Here is an 18728-nt window from a genome sequence, read left to right as displayed (position 1 = left end):
TGACATTTTCCTTACCTCCTTAATGACTTTTTGAGCTCATATACCATTCCTTTGACGATAATCATTTGGATTCAGGTTCGTCACTTTTTTAAACATTTTGGAAAAATGGGAGAAATTCGAATAACCCACGGAGAATGCAATACTGCCGATCGACATATCACTCTTGCACAGTAACACCTTGGCCAGATTCACTCTTTCTTGCAGTAAATAATCAGATATGGACATACCCGTCTCTTTCTTAAAAAAACGAGACAAGTAATCCGGATGCAAGTAGACATGCTCAGCCAAATCTTCACGGGATAACTCCGCTTGGTCCAAATGGACGGCAATATACTGCTTGACAGACGCAATTACCGAAGTTGCTTGTTCGACTGCCTCCGCTTGATCCATTGCTTTCACAACGGTATGCCGAATCCAAGCTAACAGGTCAGTTACTGAACGAGTAGCCTTGCTGGACAGAGACAAAGATATCTCATCACAAAATAATTGATGAGCCTGAATGCCTTTCAGATTCAGTACGAAGTACGTCATCTGAAGAAAATTTTCATAAAATTGACGCAGCAAATTCGCATTCAACTCTTCTGTTTGCACCAATTTCTCTAGAAATTCCGTTGCTTCCGCGATCACCTTCTCCTTCGTTCCCTTCTTTAGCATCGCTGACCAGACGGTCATATCTGGTAATTGGATCTGCACAGAGGAGACAGCTTTCCCGATTAACGGGAATACTTTGTTATTAAATGCCACATTATTTGTATCCAACGCTCTCAATTCCTGTACAATAGGCAAAACCTCGTGCAGATAACCATCAGTACCCAGATAGCAGCATAAGTCGCAGTGAAAATAACGATTACAAGACTCGATATAAGCTTCACAACTGCTTATTAACTTTTCCAAGAGCTCATCAGTGTACATGTCGAAATATAGAATGACGAGTATCTGCCCTCTATCAATGGGGAGTATTTGCCCGCACATGACTTGCTGAACAATCATTTCTTTCGCCGAATTTTTGAGCGCATATTCCAAGTTTTTCTCATCGCGCATGCTAAATTCTTGATGCCAGCGTTGAACGCTGATTAGAACAGGCAGAAAAGTCATCGTTTCGGAGTAAAGAAAATTCCGATGCAAGGCAATTTCCTTTAATTCCTTTTCGTTGGAGGGTATGGTTTGATCAAGTAAATCCTTCCAAAACCTTTCCTCTATTAAGTGTTGATTTTGCGTCCATAACAGATTCACACGATGAAGCTCGCTATGTCTGGAAATTTTTTGCTTAGCATTCATTAGAACCTCTTCCAGTTCATCGACAAGTGCGGGCTTAATCAAATACGCTAGGCTCCCAAGTTGAATCGCTTGCTTGGCGTACTTGAAGTCCGCATGCGCAGTCAAGAAGATCACCTCTGTTTCCAGGTGATTTTCTCTTACCCAAGCAAGCAACTCCAAGCCGCTCCCTTGCGGCATTTCGATGTCACAAAACATAATATCAATACGGTGCTCAGCAAAAATAGCTTTAGCTTGCCTTATGTTGTATGCCGTGTAGAGTTCAGAGATTTCATTTTTTGCTAAGTCCAAGTCGGATTTTACGCCCTCAATCACATGCATTTCATCATCTACTATCAGTAAATGGTACATCGTTCGCAACTCCTGCTTTCATTTTCAAATGGATAGGCAGTGTAATCGAAATGGCTGCTCCATGAGGCAAACTGTTCGAAAAAGAGATTTGGGCAGATTGGGCATACAACAGGCGGAGTCGCCGTTGAATGTTCCATATTCCGACATGTTCCCCTTGTTCGGTGACCAGACTTTCCTCTTTTTGCAGAACAAGCAGCACTTCTTCGGAAAAGCCCCTGCCCGTATCTTGAATTGCAATGGTAATATAAGGAACACTATCTAGCTCAATTACATCAATATCGATTGAAATATGAATGAGTTCATCCAGCGTAACCGCGTGCTTCACCGTGTTTTCAACAAAAGTTTGAATAACAAGAGGCGGCACATAGGTATCGATTAAAAATTCCGGTGCGTTAATTTCACAGGTCAGGCTTCCTGGAAAACGAAGTTCCTGGATACGAAAATAATTCTGTGTATGTTCAAGCTCATCTTTTAACTTCACTAAACTGAGATTACTTCTAAGCATATATCTGAAATATTTCATTAAAGATAAGGACATTTCCTTAATCAATTCAAAGTTTTTCACTTTTGCTAAGTTGTATAATACATTTAACGAATTCATGAAGAAATGAGGATTGATCTGCAGTTGTAATCGCTGCAGCTCTTCATTTTGCTTACTTAGCTGCTCCTCATAAACATTAATCCGTAGTCCCTCGATTTGTGCCATCATATTGTTAAACGTCTCATTTACTAGGATAAATTCATCGGATGTTGGAAATGTTTCAATTCGAGCCTCCAGATGACCACTTCGAATTCTTTTCATAGCAGCCATCAAACGGTAAAGCGGAAGCATGATCGTTCTTCGTAACAAACTCAGCCCTAATGGCAGTGAAAAAAGGCTTGCAAAGGTGATAAGACCAACCATTTTTTGTAAATAGGGCAGCTTTTCAAGGATCTTCTCGTCAGGCACGAGTGCGATCAGATTAAAGTCCCCTTTGGATGATGGTTCTCCGACCACCAAGAAATTATGAGAATTACCCGATAAATAATAATTCTCCATGACCGCTTTCAGCTGAACTTGATTTCGATTGACAAGGTCAACGTTCGTCAAAGGCACTCCGTCTTGAGTTGCGAATAAAGCACCGCCGTTCGTACCAAAATCAATTGTTTTGAAGGGAACCATCAGATTGTCCGCTTTGATCCAGGCTCCAAAATAAACATCCCCGGATTGGAAGATATACATTAAATAATAGGTTTGATTGATCTGCTCAACATTCCAATCTTTTGAATTGATTCGCTTGGAATCCACGGTCATCTTAATGACGTTATTCATGGCCTCATCTTCTTCGATGGTGCCCCTATCTCTGGTGACTCGTAACATATCATTTCTTTTGGGAGCGTATAGAAAAAAAGAGTTTACAGATTTATACATGCCAATATCATTCGATAATTTATTGAACATCATGATCTTATTGAAATTATAATCATAATCCGATTTCGACAATTGATAGGAGATAAAATCGGAATCAGCCGCCACCGTGTTATTAATATACTTTTCGCTGTCCTCCAAAGTTTTATCAACCTGATCCATGTATAGTATCATCATGTTCTTATAAGAATCCGCTACCTGATTTCGAACGACTTTGGTTGAATAAACACTGTAATAGATTAGTATAGTGATCAATGGTAATGTTAAAATCAATACCCCCAGCATCAATTTCATCTTTATTGAATTGAAGGAATGCTTCCATTTTAGCTTTGATGCCTTCATATAACACCTACCTCACAACACCTTTTGGCTTTCTACATTTTAATATCTCAAATATATCATTATTATTAAATATTAATAAGAAAAGGAAGCCCATTGAATAAGCCCGTACGAGCTTATTCAATGGACCTGATATGTTTTTTTGAAAATTAGTTACCCTTTCACGGCCCCGATCGTAATCCCTTTGACAAAATATTTCTGGAAGAACGGGTAGGTGATTAGAATCGGGATAATGCCGATTACCGCAATAGCCATTTTCACGGTAGAGCTGGGAAGTGATTGGGCTGCTGTATTGGAACCAGAATTGAATTCGCTGCTTGCCAAATACTGCGCATCCTGCAAAATGCGATTTAGCAGGTTTTGGATACTGTAATAACGTGGATCTGTTATATAGATCATTCCATTCATCCAATCATTCCAGTAGGTAATGGTTTGGAAAAGCCCCACCGTCGCAAGAATGGGCATTGATAGTGGAAGAATAATCGATCCAAACGTCCTGACCTCTCCCGCCCCATCTATATTTGCTGACTCGATCACGGCCATTGGAATTGAGGTTTGGAAATAAGTCCGCATCAGCATGACGTTAAATCCGTTCATTAAAAGTCCTGGTATAATCAGTGCCCAAATAGTGTTTTTGATATCCAGCATCTGCGAGTATATCAGATAAGACGGTACCAGTCCCCCATTAAATAATAGAGTGAAGAATACGACGAATGCTAATACATTGCGAAGAGGGTAATCTCTTCGCGAAATAGGATATGCCAATAATGAAGTGAACACAAGGCTCGCTGTCGTCCCTATCACTGTAATTAGCACTGTGATGCCGTATGCGCGAAAAATATCTGCGCCTTCTTCTAAAATATATCGGTATGCCAGCATGCTGAATTGGGTCGGCAGGAATGAGTACCCGTTTCGAATAATCTCATTTTCATCCGTAATGGATGAAAGAAACAAGAGAATAAAAGGAACCACGCAAGCCAGGGAGAGCAAAATCATAAGTATGTGTCCAAACCACTGAAGCGATTTACCTTCATTTTTCATAGATGTCACCTCGCTAGAACAATGCGTTATCTTTGTTGAATTTACCAACCAAATAGTTGGTTAAAAGGACGAGAATAAATCCGACTACCGATTGATACAGACCAGCTGCCGCCGACATGCCAATGTCTCCCAGTTCCTTCAATCCTCGGTATACGTATGTATCGATCACATTGGTTGTCGAGTAAATTGCGCCAGAGTTCATCGTGACCTGATAGAACAGGCCAAAGTCGGAATGAAATATTCTTCCAATGCTTAGCAAAACCAACATCGTTATCGTAGGAGCCAACAGCGGGAACGTAATATGACGGATCTGCTGCCATTTGCTAGCTCCATCCAATTTCGCTGCTTCATAATATTCTTCATCAATTCCGATGATGGCAGCAAAATAAACGATACTACTGTAACCCAGACCTTTCCATACATGGATCAACGTTAAAATGACTGGCCAATATTTCGACTCCTGATACCAGTCAATCTCCTGCAAACCAAATAAAGGAAGTACCGTCTTGTTGAGGAAACCAGCTTCCAAGCTTAGACCTGCATAAGCTAAGTAACTGACGATGACCATAGAAATGAGAAACGGCAACAAAATAATACTCTGGTATAACCTTGACATGAACCGATTTTTAATTTCATTTAGGAGGATCGCAACTCCGATAGAGAGTAAGGTTCCTAATATAATAAATACTACATTGTAGGCAATCGTATTTCTCGTAATTTCATATGCATCTGATGTCCTAAATAAATACTCGAAATTTTTGAGACCAATCCAATCACTACCCCATATCCCTTTGGAATAGTTAATATTTTTAAAAGCAATAATGATTCCGAACATCGGTAGGTAGTTATTGAGTGCTAGGTAAAGCAACCCAGGAACCGTCATTAATGTTAGCGGGATATACTTTTTAAAAACTCTCTTTTGAATCCTTGCTGCCTCTGCCAAGTAACTCCCCTCTTTCTGCGTTTCTATGCTCATATCATACAATAGGGTTGAAATCGCCACTAACAGTATGCTGACTTTTTTGTTATCGTTCTTCTGACTTTTTTAAAGGAGCAAATAAATGAAGAACCTTAACAAAACAAAAAAGCCGCGATTTACGCGGCCCTTAATGAGATAATGTTCTTGTCCAACAAATATTCGAAAGTTTTTACGGTTGTGTTATCGTGAGATCCGTACCGCCAAATTCAACATTTACATTGCCTGATTTGATTGTTGATCCGGTCCAGTTAAGCAATGCATAATTATTTGCTTTCAGAGCTTCAATGATCCTATTATCCGTTCCGCCGCCTTTTCCACTTAAAAAATACATTTTCTGCAGAACTGTACTATTCAAAGTTTCCTTCAGCGTGCTGGTAGCGTCTGTCAGATCGGCAGAAGTCGGATTCGTTATATCATGGTTCTCATAATAAGTATTCACGATGTCATTATAGCTGTTCGTAACAATCGCATACTTAGGATTGATCGTGCTAGCGATGGAGTCCGGCATGAGACTAAAATAGAATCCATGATGAGCAACCTGATAAACGCTTATATTCCCTACGATTTCTTCTATTTTTTTGCCAACTTCATAAGAATAGTTTTGATTGCTATTCTCACCTACGTCAGCGCCCAAGTATGTTCTGAAATTCGTTCCCGTACTTGTTGTGCACTTTAACAACAAAGTAGCTGCATTCAAATTTTCATCCCATTTATTGGATGACAGTTGTTCTATGATAGACTCGTGATTCCAGTCGTTCCCATTAAACCATGTCATAGTAAATTTACCAAATGTAATAGCATCATATAGCCCTACGGATACATAGCTGCCTTGTGCATTTTTAGTAAACTTCTCAATTTTGGCCTTGAATTTGTTAGCAGGTAAGCCTCTAAGCTCCGATAAGGATCCAATATCACTGTCGAAGGTTTCATAAGGCTTTATTTTACCGATAGGCATGTTTTTAGCTTTCGCAGCCGCAATGATAGCATCAGCTCTAGTGCCAATACTAGATTCACCGGAATAACTTGAAGCAGGATCTGCTACGTCCTTGATATAAAGTGTAGTGTTTGCATCCGCAAAATTAGCAATTGCTGCTTCGGCACCCCCTGCATGATCCCCATGCATATGTGAGAAAGCGATGAAAGACAATTTTGTCGATCCAAGTACTGAGGTTAAGTATGGCTGTACATACGTTGTGAAATCTGCACTCAATCCTGTGTCAACCAACCCATAGCTTGCCGTAGTACCACTGATTGTTTTTATCAGAGTAGCATTTCCTTTTTGACCAAGGTTGATAAAATAAACGCCAGCTTCCGCAGGAGCAGCTGCAAATGATGTTACGTTTGACATCAGCAAACCCATACAAAATAGTACAACCACTGCAATTTTCATTGTCAATTTTGTTTTCATCAAAATACTCTCCTCTATACTAGATTAACTAGAAATTAGAAATTATCAGATAAGTGTTTGACACAATCGTACAGCAAATACTCCGACTTCTCGCCGTTATGAATAATCGTAGTTACGGACGTATTGCGCAATTCGTCACCCGTTGACTCGTCCTTCATTAATTCCTTAAAGGTTTGTCCAAGGAAATAACCGTGAGTGACAACAAGCACCTTGCGGTCCGCATACCGTGAAGCGATATCCCGAACAAAGTCGACTCCGCGCGCACGCATGGATTCGTGAGTTTCCTGGCCCATATCGAGCTCGGCCCAGTTCTCTCCCCATCGTGCAACCCGTTCCTCCTGCGTAGTGTCGGCGATTTTGCCTCGATCCATCTCGCGCAGCCGCTCATCGAATACGTCAACTGGCTTGCCGATTGCAGCAGAAATAATTTCCGCTGTTTCTCGGGCTCTTCTTAAATCACTTGAGATGAAGACGTCCCATTGCTCTTCGGAGAGCCGTTTGGCAACTAATGCAGCTTGTGCTCTTCCCGTTTCATTCAGCGGATTTTGCGTATGGCCCTGTGCTCTCTTCTCCACATTGTGATCGGTAATGCCGTGTCTGACGAAGGTAATCGTGGTCATCGTGTTTCCTCTCCTTCTGATATCTGTATTTCCTTACATGTCCTTCGGTAAAGCGGAAGCAAGGATCGAAGTCACCTCCACTGTCTCTCCCTTTTGCGGAAAATACGCGTGAATCCCTTTTGTATTTTGCGACCTTGGATGGCGGCTGTGCAGTGTAATAACCGCTTGAGGAGCTATACGCTCGATCATATCGGCGATAGCATCGGGATGCGCATGCCCACCGTTGCATAACGAATGACCGGTAATTCCGAAGGTTTTCAAATATTTCGCCACATCAGCATGATCGAGTTTAACGCTATAATCGGATTGAATGAAATGCGAGCTTCCCTGCAAATCGCCGAGCGTTTCCAGTTCAATCATATGGGCGAGATCGGGGAATTTATAAAAGTAGACATATTTATTTTTCCGCTCGGCTATTTCCTCCAAGGAAATCGTCTTGTAAGGCACCTGCATCCTGTCCGTTACTGTCGCATCGACGATTTGAATATCTGCGCCAAGCGCGGGGTGCGCTTCCAGAATACGCAGGCACTCTCGATTTGCCCGATGCCAGATGACGGCATGGGAAGCCTCCATGACCACTTTCCGCCCTTTCTCCACGGCAATAGCAATCATATCGGCCATTCGCTCCAGATCCCGTGGCGACATTTGCAGGTAAATGAGCCCTCCCGCTTCATCCACAATATCCGCATACTGGGACAACAACTCGACTTCCGTCATTTGGCTGGGCAAATCAGCAGCCGGGTCCGCTGCAAGACGCGTTCCTTCCGTAATTAACAGGTCGATCTGCTTATCACGGCAAAGCTCGATGAACCGGTCGATCCGCTCCGGATGCTTGCCTTGTCTCCGCCAATCTCCCGTATACGCGATTTTGTGGTCGCCGCTGTCAATAATAATACCCGCTGACCCCGTAGCATTATGGTCCATCTCGACGATCTGCATCGTAAATTCGCCAAAATTGACAACGCTTAAATCGTCGCACACCGTAATACGTGCCGCAGTATCCGGCGTATGGCCTCCCTCAACCATTCCCCGGTAAAGGGAATGAGTATCATGATTCATATATACGGCAACATCCGGGTTGGCATAAGGAAGAACGGCCATATGATCCGTGTGCATATGGCCGATAAACAAGCGGATTTCCTCATAATGAGGAAAATCTCTGTCTCCCCAAGAATGGCGTACCTTCGCCATATCCAATGTTTGGATAAGCTGCGGGTCGTAAAGTTCAGGAAGCGGGGCGGTCATTCCGCCAAGCAAGAACTGCCGCAGTTCACGGCCAGGTGTTGCTCCTACAGGCTCGTACAGTGTCAGCTGTTTGGGGAACAGCAAGCTGCTGTGCTCGACACCGAAATCGAACAAAACAGCCTGTTCACCTTTTCCATAAAGAACCTGTACGCCTCCCGATTCACCAACCCCGCCAAAAAACGTTAATTGACCATTGTGCATTACGCTCGACTCCCATTCTCATACATCTACTGCGGATTCGCTTGCCACCAGTCCTTAAGCATCTGTTTGGATTTGGAATCAATATTTCCAATCGTCTTGTCTAAATCTTGACTGCCTGAACTGAACCGGATAATTTCATCCTGCACGATGCGATCTACGTCCGTGAAAGAAGGAATCCATGGCTCCAAATATTTCTTGTAATTCTTAGAATTTTCGCTAATCTTCTTGATGATATTGAACTGCGGGCTTTTCACCAAAAATTCCTTCGTTTCAGGCAACTCCATAGCCTTGGTATTCATCGGATAATAGCCAGTGTTCATGAACCATTTCGCCGACACCTCCGGCGTTGCCAGGTATTTCAAGTAATCCCATGCTCCCAGCAAGCTGTTTTTATTCGCTCGGTCAAAAAGATAGACAGCAGAGCCGCCGATTCCCGTACCACTCGTGCTCGCTTCGTTAACACGCGGCAATTCTGCAACCCCTACATCAAACAAACCTGCGTCGATAATATCCTTCTTAAATCCACCCATTGATGCCGTAGACGCTGGAATCATGGAATACAACCCGGATTGAAATCCTTTCGTAGGCGCCGGATCTGTAAATTCTGCCCCTCCGGTTGCGAGCACCTTCTGCCATTCGGTCAACAATGTTTTCAATGTGCCGTCACTCGTCATCGTCATTGTTGTAGGCGTACCAGTCCGCCCTTCTTCCTTATCAAATATGTATTTATTCTCGCCTTGCATCGGAATCCACGTCCCAAGCAAGAAGAAGCGCAGTTGTGCACTAATACCGTAACGCGTAATCTTGTCACCGTTTTTCACGGTAAGCGCCTGCACCGTTTTGGCCAGCTCTGCCAGTGTTTTCGGCGGATTCTCTGGATCCAGTCCTGCGCTGCGGAAATGATCCTTGTTATAGTACAACATGATGGATGAATTCGAGAACGGCAATCCGAGCATTTTGTCATTGTACATGGCGTATTGCAACGCATTCGGGTTCAAATCGCTTGCGTTCAATCCAGACTTATCTCGATCGATAAACTGCTGAACAGGAACGATAAATTTGGAATCCTTCACATCAAATATCCCTTTGGAGCTGAGCTGCATAATATCCGGTAATTCTTCCTGCGAACCCGAACGAAGAACCGCCGCCAGCTTGGTTGATGCTTCATCATAGGTACCCTGAAAAACCGGAGTAATCGTGATGCCCTTCTCCTTGCCGACCGTTTCATTATAGGCTTTGGCCGTACTTTCAATATTCGTCGCGGCTGCACCTGTCATAGAGTGCCAAAAAACAACGTTAACAGGAGCGCTTGGCAACAAGCTTTCTTGGGCCAGAGAACTAGGTGCCGACGTAGATGTTTGTTCTTGTTTGGTAGAGCATGCTGTAATAACGGAGAAACATAGGGTTAGCATGAATAAAACTTTCAACTTGTTATACATGATTCGTTATCCACTCCTATTTATTTTCTGTTTAGCTCACAACTCTGCGCAGACTGAAAAATTTCTTCACTTGTTCATTCCTTATTAAGCTTCGGAACTGCCATTCGCCATCGACAGCAAATATTGTCCAACCTCGTAAGAGTAACCGGCTGTCAAATCCTTCAATTTCTCCGGCATACCGTTATTCATCTTAATCTCATAGACGAAATCGCCCTTGTACCCAATTTCATTCCATAGCGGCATAATGGACTTCCAGTCGATATTCCCGAGAAAAGGAAGTAAATGATCATCTGCCAGCCCCTGATTGTCATCAACATGCAAGGCGATAATCCGCTTGCCTAACAATCGAATTGGGCGAAGCTGACTTCCATATACTCTATTAGCGTGTCCGATATCCCAGCATACGCCGACTCGAGGATCCTTATAGGAATCCGCCAATTCGATCAGCTCTTCAGCTGTCACGCCAAAACGCCGCCTACTATTGGCGTCAAACATGTTTTCAAATGCCAAATTAACATTTAACTTCGCAGCTTGCTCCATAATGGGATCATAAACTTGATGGTTCAGCCGGAGATTGGCTTCCATGCTATGTTCGTCCAAGCTCATTTCCGTCAAGGGATGAAAGACTGCGGTCTTCACACCCAGAACACTGCTTGCGATCAAAGAACGGCGGGTGATCTCGTTAAAGAATGTTTCCTCTTCCGAACCTGCAGGGTAAAGTTTGGTCCCAGGCAAGTAGGGCGGGTGCGACTGGCAGAATTCCACGTCGGCCTTCTCTGCTGCTTCTTTAATTCGGTAAAGTGCGACTTCCCAATCCGGACCGTTCAGTTCGGTTTTATTGTGAATCATCGCACACATGTTGAGGTCCAGTACGGAGAAACCAGCATTTTTGCATCTTTGGATGGACTCCTCATATCCAATGTGTCCGTCTCCTTCGCTTCGTTCTCTGAACAAGCTTGTCATTGTTGCCAAGCGCATTATTTAGACCTCCTAAGTCTTTTTTCATTTTTGGAACGGTTGAAATTTTTCCGATAGAATGATTATTTCCGTTCGCTCTATTCCAACTTATCATTATTACAGGCATGGAATAAACCGATTTTGGTTAACTGGAAGTAAATAAATTGTGAATGCCACCGCCAAAAATTTACATCTGGCGGTGAATCGTTAATTCCTTTACCGAATTTCGCTCGATCAATGTGGGATCCAGCTTTAGCGATACTTCTTGCGCATTCTTGTTATGCATACGATTCAGCATCGCAAGACATGCCGCTTCACCCAGCTGCCTTTTATGTCCATCGATGATGGTTAACGCTAATGGTGAATGAGCAGTAATGATCGATTCTTCGTAACCCATAACGGAAATATCATCCGGAATTCGTACGCCTTGCTTATACAAATATCGAATAATCCCCATGGTGATCCCATCGCTCCCGCCAAAAACTGCATCAGGCCGGATTCCCTGTTCCCACAACTCACTCATCGCTTCGTAACCGCCCCTGCCGGTATAAGCGCCATGGATAACATGCATTTTTTTCTCTTCCGGATGGCCATCCTCGTTAAAGGCTGCCGTAAAGCCCGCCAGTTTTTCTATGGAATTCACATTATCTTGAGGTCCATTCACAAAAACGATTGTGTTGTGTCCCTTCTCCAGCAAATGCTTCGCGGCGAGATAACCAACCTGGTACGCGTTGACGGATACGGAATCGACTCCCTCATAGGTACGGCCGATAATGACGACGTATATATTTTCCTTTCGGAGACTCTCAATAAATTGACTGTCGAACAAGCCCCCAATGATGAATACCCCATCTACACGCTTATTCTTAACAATGTTCGGCAGCTTGTCACGCATGGAGAAACGTTCTGTAAGTAATGTGTAATCCGTATTTTTCAAACCCTCATTGATGCCATAGCTGACATCAAAAAGCAGTGTTTCGGGAATTGACTCGAATCCATAAGACAAATTCTCCTCTCCCGAGGTTACAAAGATCAACCCGAATGTCCCTTTTTTGCTTGTAGTCAGTGCGCGCGCAACCATATTAGGTACATAGCCCAGTTTGTGGATGGCTTGCAGTACCTTGTATCTAGTTTCCAGCTTGACTAGATTGCTTCCGTTAATGACCAATGAAACTGTGCTTTTGGATACGCCAGCCTCCTCGGCTATATCCATAATCGTGACACCCATATAAGCCTCCCAAGCAATATTTAGCTATTATTAACTATTTTCAATGCGAATTGTTAGCTGAAGATCAACTCTATGTTAAATCTCTCCCGTCCAATTGACAACTTTTTTTAGTGTCATGTAATATGATCTTGTGTTGCAAGGTTGGAAAGTTATTTTGGAACGCTCCAAATTCAGTCGATCTTCGACCGCCTATTAAAAATGTTCGGAGGGTTCTCATCTCATGGCCAAACTTATGTCTTCACCAATTAGCAGTATACCATCGTTGCCACGCACGGCAACTAGCAAGCGCAAGCGCAGAAAAGATATATGGAAGGCCTATCTGTTCGTCCTGCCTATCATCCCGTTTATTCTCGTATTCGACTACTTTCCATTCTTACGCACCTTCATCTACAGCTTATCCAGTGTCAATGCACAAGGCAAAATAATCAGGTTCGTCGGGTTGGATAATTATATGAACCTGTTCGGCAGGCAGGAATTCGTGAACGCGCTGCTCGTTACCTTGAAGTTTACAGCGATGTACGTTCCGCTTGCCATTATCTGTCCATTGCTGCTTGCATTAATTGCTGCTCCTAAGAACCCCTTTGCCAGAACCAGTCAGCTGCTGTATTGCATTCCAATGGGTGTTTCCATGGCGGTGACTTGTTTAATATTCGAACAATTTTTTGGCCGCACTGGGCTCCTGAATTATTTGCTTAACCTGCTTGGCTTGTTGCAGAATACAACAAATATCAGTTGGCTGCAGAACCAGACGTGGGCGCTGCCTTCCCTTGTGATTCCGATGGTCTGGACCCATATAGGCTTCGACTTCCTGCTCATGTTGGCAGCGGTTCGCAATGTTCCGCAGGATTTGTTGGAATCAGCCGAAATGGATGGCGCCAGCTATTGGAAGAAAACGTTCCGCATTACGTTACCTCTGATATCACCTACTTTATTCTTTGTTATATGCACGCAAATTATTGTCGGGTTAACCATGGTCGCCCCTGTTATGATCTTAACGAAAGGCGGTCCGCTTGGCGCTACGTCGACTCTGATTTATTACATTTACACATCAGGATTCCGAAGCATTAATTACTCACTTGCAAGCACAGCAAGCATTTGCGCCTTTATCCTCACATTTATCTTCCTGTTATTCAACTTTCTTTATGAGAAAAAAGGGGTGGTGTACGAATGACATACAGTCGAAATTTGAAACCGTACTTGGCAGCTGTCCTCAAACTGCTGCTCGGTTTAGTCGTAGCATTTCCAATCTTTTATGCCCTCATGGCTGGATTCAAAACCCAAAGCGAGTTCGGCACGTTTCCGCCAACGATCCTGCCGCATAGCTTTGCCTATTTGGACAACTTCCGAACCGTTTTATTCGAAACTCCAATTTTGCGCTTCATGTGGAATTCATTCTTCGTAGCCATTGTGGTTACTGTCGTACGACTTATCCTTTCCAGCTTGGCTGCCTACGCTTTTGCCTTTTTCAAATTTCCGGGAAGCAATTTCTTATTTTTCTTTATTCTTGGCACCATGATGACCCCGTCGGAAGCCTTGCTGATCTCTAACTTCATTACTGTCAGCAAGCTGCACCTGTTAAACAGCTACCTTGGGATTATGATTGTGTTCTTCGTATCTGCCACTCAGGTATTCATGTTTCGCCAATACTTCAAAACGGTGTCAGGCACTTTACGGGAAGCCGCGTTTTTGGATGGCTGCGGCGACTTCCGGTTCTATTCCAGAATCTGTATCCCCGTTTCCATACCGATTATAACTTCGCTTGGCTTGTCATCGTTCGTCGGCGTATGGAACACTTACTTATGGCCCTTGTTGGTCACTACCAAAGCGGAAATGCGTACCGTACAAGTAGGCATCACACTGCTGACCGCCCATGAGGGATCGAACGATACGCTTGTTTTTGCCGGGATTGCTGTTATCTTGATTCCATCCATTTTGTTTTTCATCTTGTTTCAGCGAAATATGGTGGGCGGCATTTTCAACGGGGCTGTGAAGGGGTAAAAACCCAGCTGCTAAGGTTTGGGTACATTAACTTCTAGAAGGCGGCTGAAAGAAATGCTTATAAGCGGTCAAATGAAACGATTACTGCTCATGAATGCAGTATCGATCGTTATTTTTAACTACATTGGTATTTTCGTCAATTTATTTATATGGGAAAAGAATAACAGCATCTCCGAGGTGGTCTGGTTCAATCTAATCATGTTCATCACTTGGACATTTGGGTTTGCAGGTGGTTACAGATTGCTCACCAGTTATACGACCCGTGTATTGATTCGAATCAATGCGTTCTGCGGTGCAATCGTCTTCCTGCTATTATCCGTATTGGAGCTGGATAACCGGCTTCTATGGATTACTATTATTGCCATTCCAATCGGTATCATGTGGGGATTATATGCCGTAACGCAGAACATTACACTCAGCGTATATGGGAAAGGGAAGGATTTCGAGCAATATTTCTCCATAGCTAATATTATCAACCAGATCGTCTCCATCATTAATCCGATAGCCTTTGCTCTTATTATCAAATGGATTGGTTACTCTGGCTCCTTTCTATTATTGATGTTATTTGTTGCTTTATTGCTGATCGTTTCCTTCCATATTCCTTCCATTACCCTCGCCGGCGAATCGGAACGACTATTCCGCAGGTTTCGATTTCGGCTAGTATTCTCCAGCAGTGCGCTGCGTTGGATGGTTCCGTCCTTTATGGCAACAGGCATCTTTTTGCAGTTTCAAGTATTGTTTGCGCTAGTGTTTACGTTTACCGTATCGGAAGACAAATTGGTCATCGCGATACTCAATGTACTGAATGCCTGCTTCGCCATGGGGGCTATGTTCATGTATAAGCGTTTGAAAGTCCGTGAAGGGACTTGGCTCTTCATCGGTACGATCTTTGTTTCGATTGGTATTCTTCTGCCCTTGTTACCCAAGGCACCCCTGCTTATTATTTCAAATATTTTAACAACCATCGGCATGTTCTATTTTGGGACGATCTGGAACACTAGACAATTCCGAATTATTACAAAGCAAACAGCCATTCAACAAGCTCATATTTTTCTATGGCGAGAATGCTTTTTGAATGCTTCAAAAATACTATTGCTTATACTCGCCTTATCAGTAAAGGAAATTAACGGGGGAACCTTTATTCAATTAATTTTGCTAGCGCTCGTCTGCGCTTTAATGGTCCCGTATTTCTCCGGTAAGAGTATGGAGATGTTCGAGAGACAGCCTTAGTAAATTCTTAACAGTATTTCCGTGAACTCGTAACGAGCTGAAGACCCCTCACCATTGGCGAAGGGGTTTATTTTTGTAAGTCCATTCCTATATTCATCGACACGCTGAACTGACGTAATATTTTATTCACATAGGAATGATTTATCGAATAGTATGTGTTAGCCTATTTTTCTCGGGAGGTTTTTTTGTTGATTCCAATTTACCCTTATTATGGCCACGAAATGAAATGTGACACTGTTCCTGTGGTATTTCCGCCTCAACATCAAGATATTCAGCCAGGCATTGAGGCAATCATGTATCCGATTCCTATTTCTGATAATCCGGGATATAAAGCTAGTGGTAAATTAGCAGGTAAGATCGCTTTAATTACAGGTGGCGATAGTGGAATAGGACGTGCTGTTGCTATTGCTTTTGCAAAAGAAGGGGCAGATGTCGCAATCGTCTATCTAAATGAAGAACAGGATGCCCATACAACATCAATGATGGTTGAGCGGTATGGACGACAATGTTTGTGTATACAAGGGGACCTTCGGGATCCGGCTTTTTCTAGTCATGTAGTGCATCAAACGATCGAACACTTTGGAAAGCTTGATATTCTGATTCTTAATCAGGGAGCGATGTTTGAATCCAACACAATTACAGATATTTCAGATGAAAAATTGGATGATATTTTCCGTACCAATATATTTCCTCATTTTTATATGTCAAAAGCTGCACTTCCTTATTTGAGACCTGGAAGTGCGATCGTAAGCACTGCGTCTGTTACAGCCTATCAAGGTGAACCAACTATGGTTGAGTATTCCTCCACTAAGGGTGCCATTGTTTCTTTTACACGTTCGCTAGCTTTACAGTTAGTCAGTAAAGGAATACGAGTAAATGCAGTAGCACCAGGGCCTATATGGACACCGCTTATCGTGTCTGGCTTTTCAAGCGAAAGAGTCAAGTCTTTCGGTCTAGAAACTCCTATGAAACGAGCGGGTCAACCTTTTGAATTAGCCCCAGCTTACGTATTTTTAGCTTCGGATGATGCCTCCTATGTCACCGGGCAAGTGATACATGTAAACGGTGGTGAAAATACAGAATCGTAACGCGCCATAGTATATATCAAAAAGACGATTTCCTCGGCTTGACTATTCGAGTTACAAATGATTAAATCATTTATGAATAATCGATAATGAGAACCGGAGAGATGTATATGGAGATCACATCAATGCATTACGGGAAGCACTGCGTTCCGGAATGGAAATGGCAGGTTCCCGCCGGTTGTCATCCAGGGTTTACCTTGTGGAGCATTTGGGGTGGAGAAGGTCAAATCACGTTGGGCAAGAACTGCTACAAATTAAGCATTGGTGATGTATTTCTTATAAATTACAAAAAAGATGTCGACGCCTATCAAACTGAACATACCAGTCTTGATGTACGTTATATAGATTTTACTTTACGGAATCCAGACATCCTGTTTGACTTGCCTGAGCATCGTCGTTTTGATCAATATCACTTTGTACTAGAGCTTTTCAATCGCTTTCGTTCAGCCGAAGAGAGAACTAGCTTGCAGCAAATGAGAATATGGCTGGAAGCACTTCTTACGGAATATCAACATATAACGGCAACAACTGCTGGAGCTTATACAATAAAAATTGATGAGTTATGCCGTGTGTTTCAACAACATCCACAGCTGCAATATGATATGAGCGAACTTGCCCAGAACTTTTCTCTTACGACAGATCATTTTATTCGTATTTTCAAACAGGAACGCGGCGTTACGCCCTATGCCTATCTACAGCGCTGCAGACTGGAAACTGCCAAAACTCTGTTGCGCATGTCAACTCTCAGTATCACGGACATAGCGAGCAGTTGCGGCTTTTCTGATATCTATAATTTTTCTCGGTTTTTTCAATCTAAAACAGGGATGTCTCCAAGCCGATTTCGGATTTAGAATGCTTTATCAGTCCATCATTCAAATTTGACTGGTGTGCCATTTTCAGCACTCAAGTAAACCATATCTAACATTTGTGTGATTTTAAGTCCTTGTTGGGGCGTGCAAGGCACCTCTTCATCATTGATAATGGCATCCAGAAACGCTTGTCGAACATTCGGCATTTTTGAAATAACCTTATCATCTAAAGGAATGTCTTGGACTACTCCGCTGATTTCCAAAAATACTTGGTTGCTTGAAGCATTCCTGTCTCCAACTACTGAATGCAGGACCGCACCTCCTTTTGAGCCATAAATCCGTGTTGTAATCGCCTCATTCTCTCGGTTGCTGGCCCAGGATGCTTCCAACTCAAGCATAGCCCCGTTCGTCATACGGAACATAGCTACCCCCATGTCTTCGAGTTCGAAGTTATGAATGCCTTTTCGCGCAGCCTCGTCCTTGGAGACCTTGCAAAACGTGTTTCCTAGTACCCATTCCGGTTCTGGATATCCGCAAAACCACATAGCTCGGTCAAGCACATGGACACCAAGATCAATTAGAGCTCCACCGCCGCACACTTCTTTTCCAGATGAAAGCGGATACCACCATGGCACTCCTCTCCTTCGCTGCCACAACGTCCGTACATAATAGATATCGCCGAGTTTACCTTCATCGATCACGGATTTTAACATTTGGCATTCGTGTAGAAAACGCTGATTGAAGTTGATCATCAACTTCTTGTTGTGCTTTTGAGAAGCATCAAGCATTTTTCTTCCCTCTGCCGCATTTCTTGCCATAGGTTTTTCACACAGCACATGCACGCCCGCTTCCATTGCCTGAATGGAAAGTCTCATATGTAAAAAATTAGGAACTGCAAGGCTGATCGCATCTAAATTTTCCTCTTTCAACATCTTATCGAAATCCGTATATTTTTTTGAAATGTTATATTTATCTCCGATCTCCTTCAGTCTTAATTCATTAACGTCGCACAATACAATTTCTTTAACGGTGTCGCTGCTAGCGTAGTCTTTAACATGACTTGCTCCCACAGTTAATCCGACAACACCTACTCTAAGTTTTCTATTGCTCATGCT

16 protein-coding genes are annotated in these 18728 nt (G+C 43.0%); 5 read left to right on the top strand and 11 right to left on the bottom strand.

Translation table 11 applies throughout. From position 1 onward, the window contains the following. Positions 1-36: 36 nt before the first annotated feature. The 10 genes from GQF01_RS25805 to GQF01_RS25760 form a co-directional block, all read right to left on the bottom strand. The gene (locus tag GQF01_RS25805) at positions 37-1626 is read right to left on the bottom strand and encodes a response regulator transcription factor (RefSeq protein ID WP_161409751.1); all 1590 of its coding nucleotides are present in this window, start codon (positions 1624-1626) and stop codon (positions 37-39) included. Continuing rightward, positions 1601-3289 carry a sensor histidine kinase gene (locus GQF01_RS25800; RefSeq protein ID WP_161409750.1) on the bottom strand — a complete coding sequence of 563 codons (1689 nt, stop codon included), beginning with the start codon at positions 3287-3289 and terminating at the stop codon, positions 1601-1603. The genes GQF01_RS25805 and GQF01_RS25800 overlap by 26 nt, the downstream gene beginning before the upstream one ends. Positions 3290-3526: 237 nt before the next feature. After that, positions 3527-4414, bottom strand: coding sequence for a carbohydrate ABC transporter permease (locus GQF01_RS25795; RefSeq protein ID WP_161409749.1), 888 nt, complete (start codon positions 4412-4414; stop codon positions 3527-3529). A 13-nt stretch (positions 4415-4427) separates the two neighbouring features. After that, on the bottom strand, positions 4428-5297 hold the full coding sequence (locus tag GQF01_RS25790; RefSeq protein WP_161409954.1) for an ABC transporter permease: 870 nt from the start codon (positions 5295-5297) through the stop codon (positions 4428-4430). 265 nt (positions 5298-5562) lie between these two features. After that, positions 5563-6801 (bottom strand): ComEC/Rec2 family competence protein, encoded by a 1239-nt coding sequence (locus tag GQF01_RS25785; RefSeq protein ID WP_161409748.1) that lies wholly within the window; start codon positions 6799-6801, stop codon positions 5563-5565. Between the two features lie 35 nt (positions 6802-6836). Beyond that, on the bottom strand, positions 6837-7421 hold the full coding sequence (locus tag GQF01_RS25780; RefSeq protein ID WP_161409747.1) for a histidine phosphatase family protein: 585 nt from the start codon (positions 7419-7421) through the stop codon (positions 6837-6839). Positions 7422-7454: 33 nt separating this feature from the next. Then, positions 7455-8867, bottom strand: a complete 1413-nt coding sequence (locus GQF01_RS25775; protein ID WP_161409746.1) for an MBL fold metallo-hydrolase — start codon at positions 8865-8867, stop codon at positions 7455-7457. Between the two features lie 26 nt (positions 8868-8893). Further along, positions 8894-10306, bottom strand: a complete 1413-nt coding sequence (locus tag GQF01_RS25770; protein ID WP_161409745.1) for an ABC transporter substrate-binding protein — start codon at positions 10304-10306, stop codon at positions 8894-8896. Between the two features lie 84 nt (positions 10307-10390). Beyond that, on the bottom strand, positions 10391-11284 hold the full coding sequence (locus GQF01_RS25765; protein WP_161409744.1) for a sugar phosphate isomerase/epimerase family protein: 894 nt from the start codon (positions 11282-11284) through the stop codon (positions 10391-10393). A 166-nt stretch (positions 11285-11450) separates the two neighbouring features. Further along, positions 11451-12491, bottom strand: a complete 1041-nt coding sequence (locus GQF01_RS25760) for a LacI family DNA-binding transcriptional regulator (protein ID WP_161409743.1) — start codon at positions 12489-12491, stop codon at positions 11451-11453. Between the two features lie 220 nt (positions 12492-12711). Here GQF01_RS25760 and GQF01_RS25755 point away from each other — a divergent pair, with 220 nt between their 5' ends. From GQF01_RS25755 to GQF01_RS25735, 5 genes are all read left to right on the top strand, one after another. After that, positions 12712-13662 carry a carbohydrate ABC transporter permease gene (locus GQF01_RS25755; RefSeq protein ID WP_161409742.1) on the top strand — a complete coding sequence of 317 codons (951 nt, stop codon included), beginning with the start codon at positions 12712-12714 and terminating at the stop codon, positions 13660-13662. Then, positions 13659-14489 (top strand): carbohydrate ABC transporter permease, encoded by an 831-nt coding sequence (locus tag GQF01_RS25750; RefSeq protein WP_161409741.1) that lies wholly within the window; start codon positions 13659-13661, stop codon positions 14487-14489. The genes GQF01_RS25755 and GQF01_RS25750 overlap by 4 nt, the downstream gene beginning before the upstream one ends. A gap of 54 nt (positions 14490-14543) precedes the next feature. Next, complete coding sequence (locus tag GQF01_RS25745; protein ID WP_235960264.1) at positions 14544-15719, top strand: MFS transporter; 1176 nt, start codon at positions 14544-14546, stop codon at positions 15717-15719. 188 nt (positions 15720-15907) lie between these two features. Next, positions 15908-16807, top strand: a complete 900-nt coding sequence (locus GQF01_RS25740; protein WP_161409739.1) for an SDR family oxidoreductase — start codon at positions 15908-15910, stop codon at positions 16805-16807. 107 nt (positions 16808-16914) lie between these two features. After that, positions 16915-17655: a helix-turn-helix transcriptional regulator gene (locus tag GQF01_RS25735; RefSeq protein ID WP_161409738.1), complete on the top strand. Its 741-nt coding sequence runs from the start codon at positions 16915-16917 to the stop codon at positions 17653-17655. A 17-nt stretch (positions 17656-17672) separates the two neighbouring features. Here the strand turns inward: GQF01_RS25735 and GQF01_RS25730 are convergent, their stop codons facing one another. Then, a complete protein-coding gene (locus tag GQF01_RS25730; protein ID WP_161409737.1) occupies positions 17673-18725 on the bottom strand; it encodes a Gfo/Idh/MocA family protein in 1053 nt (350 codons plus the stop codon). Positions 18726-18728: the final 3 nt, after the last annotated feature.

Origin of the sequence: Paenibacillus silvestris (assembly GCF_009882985.1) — a bacterium.
Lineage (GTDB): Bacteria > Bacillota > Bacilli > Paenibacillales > NBRC-103111 > Paenibacillus_E > Paenibacillus_E silvestris.
Note: the sequence above shows the minus strand (reverse complement) of the source record. Positions and strands in the feature narration are given on the sequence as shown.

What these genes read in the sequence shown, in the direction of transcription:
- GQF01_RS25805 (WP_161409751.1), bottom strand. Translation starts at nt 1,626, where the DNA reads ATGTACCATTTACTGATAGTAGATGATGAAATGCATGTGATTGAGGGC.
- GQF01_RS25795 (WP_161409749.1), bottom strand. Translation starts at nt 4,414, where the DNA reads ATGAAAAATGAAGGTAAATCGCTTCAGTGGTTTGGACACATACTTATG.
- GQF01_RS25790 (WP_161409954.1), bottom strand. Translation starts at nt 5,297, where the DNA reads ATGACGGTTCCTGGGTTGCTTTACCTAGCACTCAATAACTACCTACCG.
- GQF01_RS25785 (WP_161409748.1), bottom strand. Translation starts at nt 6,801, where the DNA reads ATGAAAACAAAATTGACAATGAAAATTGCAGTGGTTGTACTATTTTGT.
- GQF01_RS25780 (WP_161409747.1), bottom strand. Translation starts at nt 7,421, where the DNA reads ATGACCACGATTACCTTCGTCAGACACGGCATTACCGATCACAATGTG.
- GQF01_RS25775 (WP_161409746.1), bottom strand. Translation starts at nt 8,867, where the DNA reads ATGCACAATGGTCAATTAACGTTTTTTGGCGGGGTTGGTGAATCGGGA.
- GQF01_RS25770 (WP_161409745.1), bottom strand. Translation starts at nt 10,306, where the DNA reads ATGTATAACAAGTTGAAAGTTTTATTCATGCTAACCCTATGTTTCTCC.
- GQF01_RS25765 (WP_161409744.1), bottom strand. Translation starts at nt 11,284, where the DNA reads ATGCGCTTGGCAACAATGACAAGCTTGTTCAGAGAACGAAGCGAAGGA.
- GQF01_RS25760 (WP_161409743.1), bottom strand. Translation starts at nt 12,491, where the DNA reads ATGGGTGTCACGATTATGGATATAGCCGAGGAGGCTGGCGTATCCAAA.
- GQF01_RS25755 (WP_161409742.1), top strand. Translation starts at nt 12,712, where the DNA reads ATGGCCAAACTTATGTCTTCACCAATTAGCAGTATACCATCGTTGCCA.
- GQF01_RS25750 (WP_161409741.1), top strand. Translation starts at nt 13,659, where the DNA reads ATGACATACAGTCGAAATTTGAAACCGTACTTGGCAGCTGTCCTCAAA.
- GQF01_RS25745 (WP_235960264.1), top strand. Translation starts at nt 14,544, where the DNA reads ATGCTTATAAGCGGTCAAATGAAACGATTACTGCTCATGAATGCAGTA.
- GQF01_RS25735 (WP_161409738.1), top strand. Translation starts at nt 16,915, where the DNA reads ATGGAGATCACATCAATGCATTACGGGAAGCACTGCGTTCCGGAATGG.
- GQF01_RS25730 (WP_161409737.1), bottom strand. Translation starts at nt 18,725, where the DNA reads ATGAGCAATAGAAAACTTAGAGTAGGTGTTGTCGGATTAACTGTGGGA.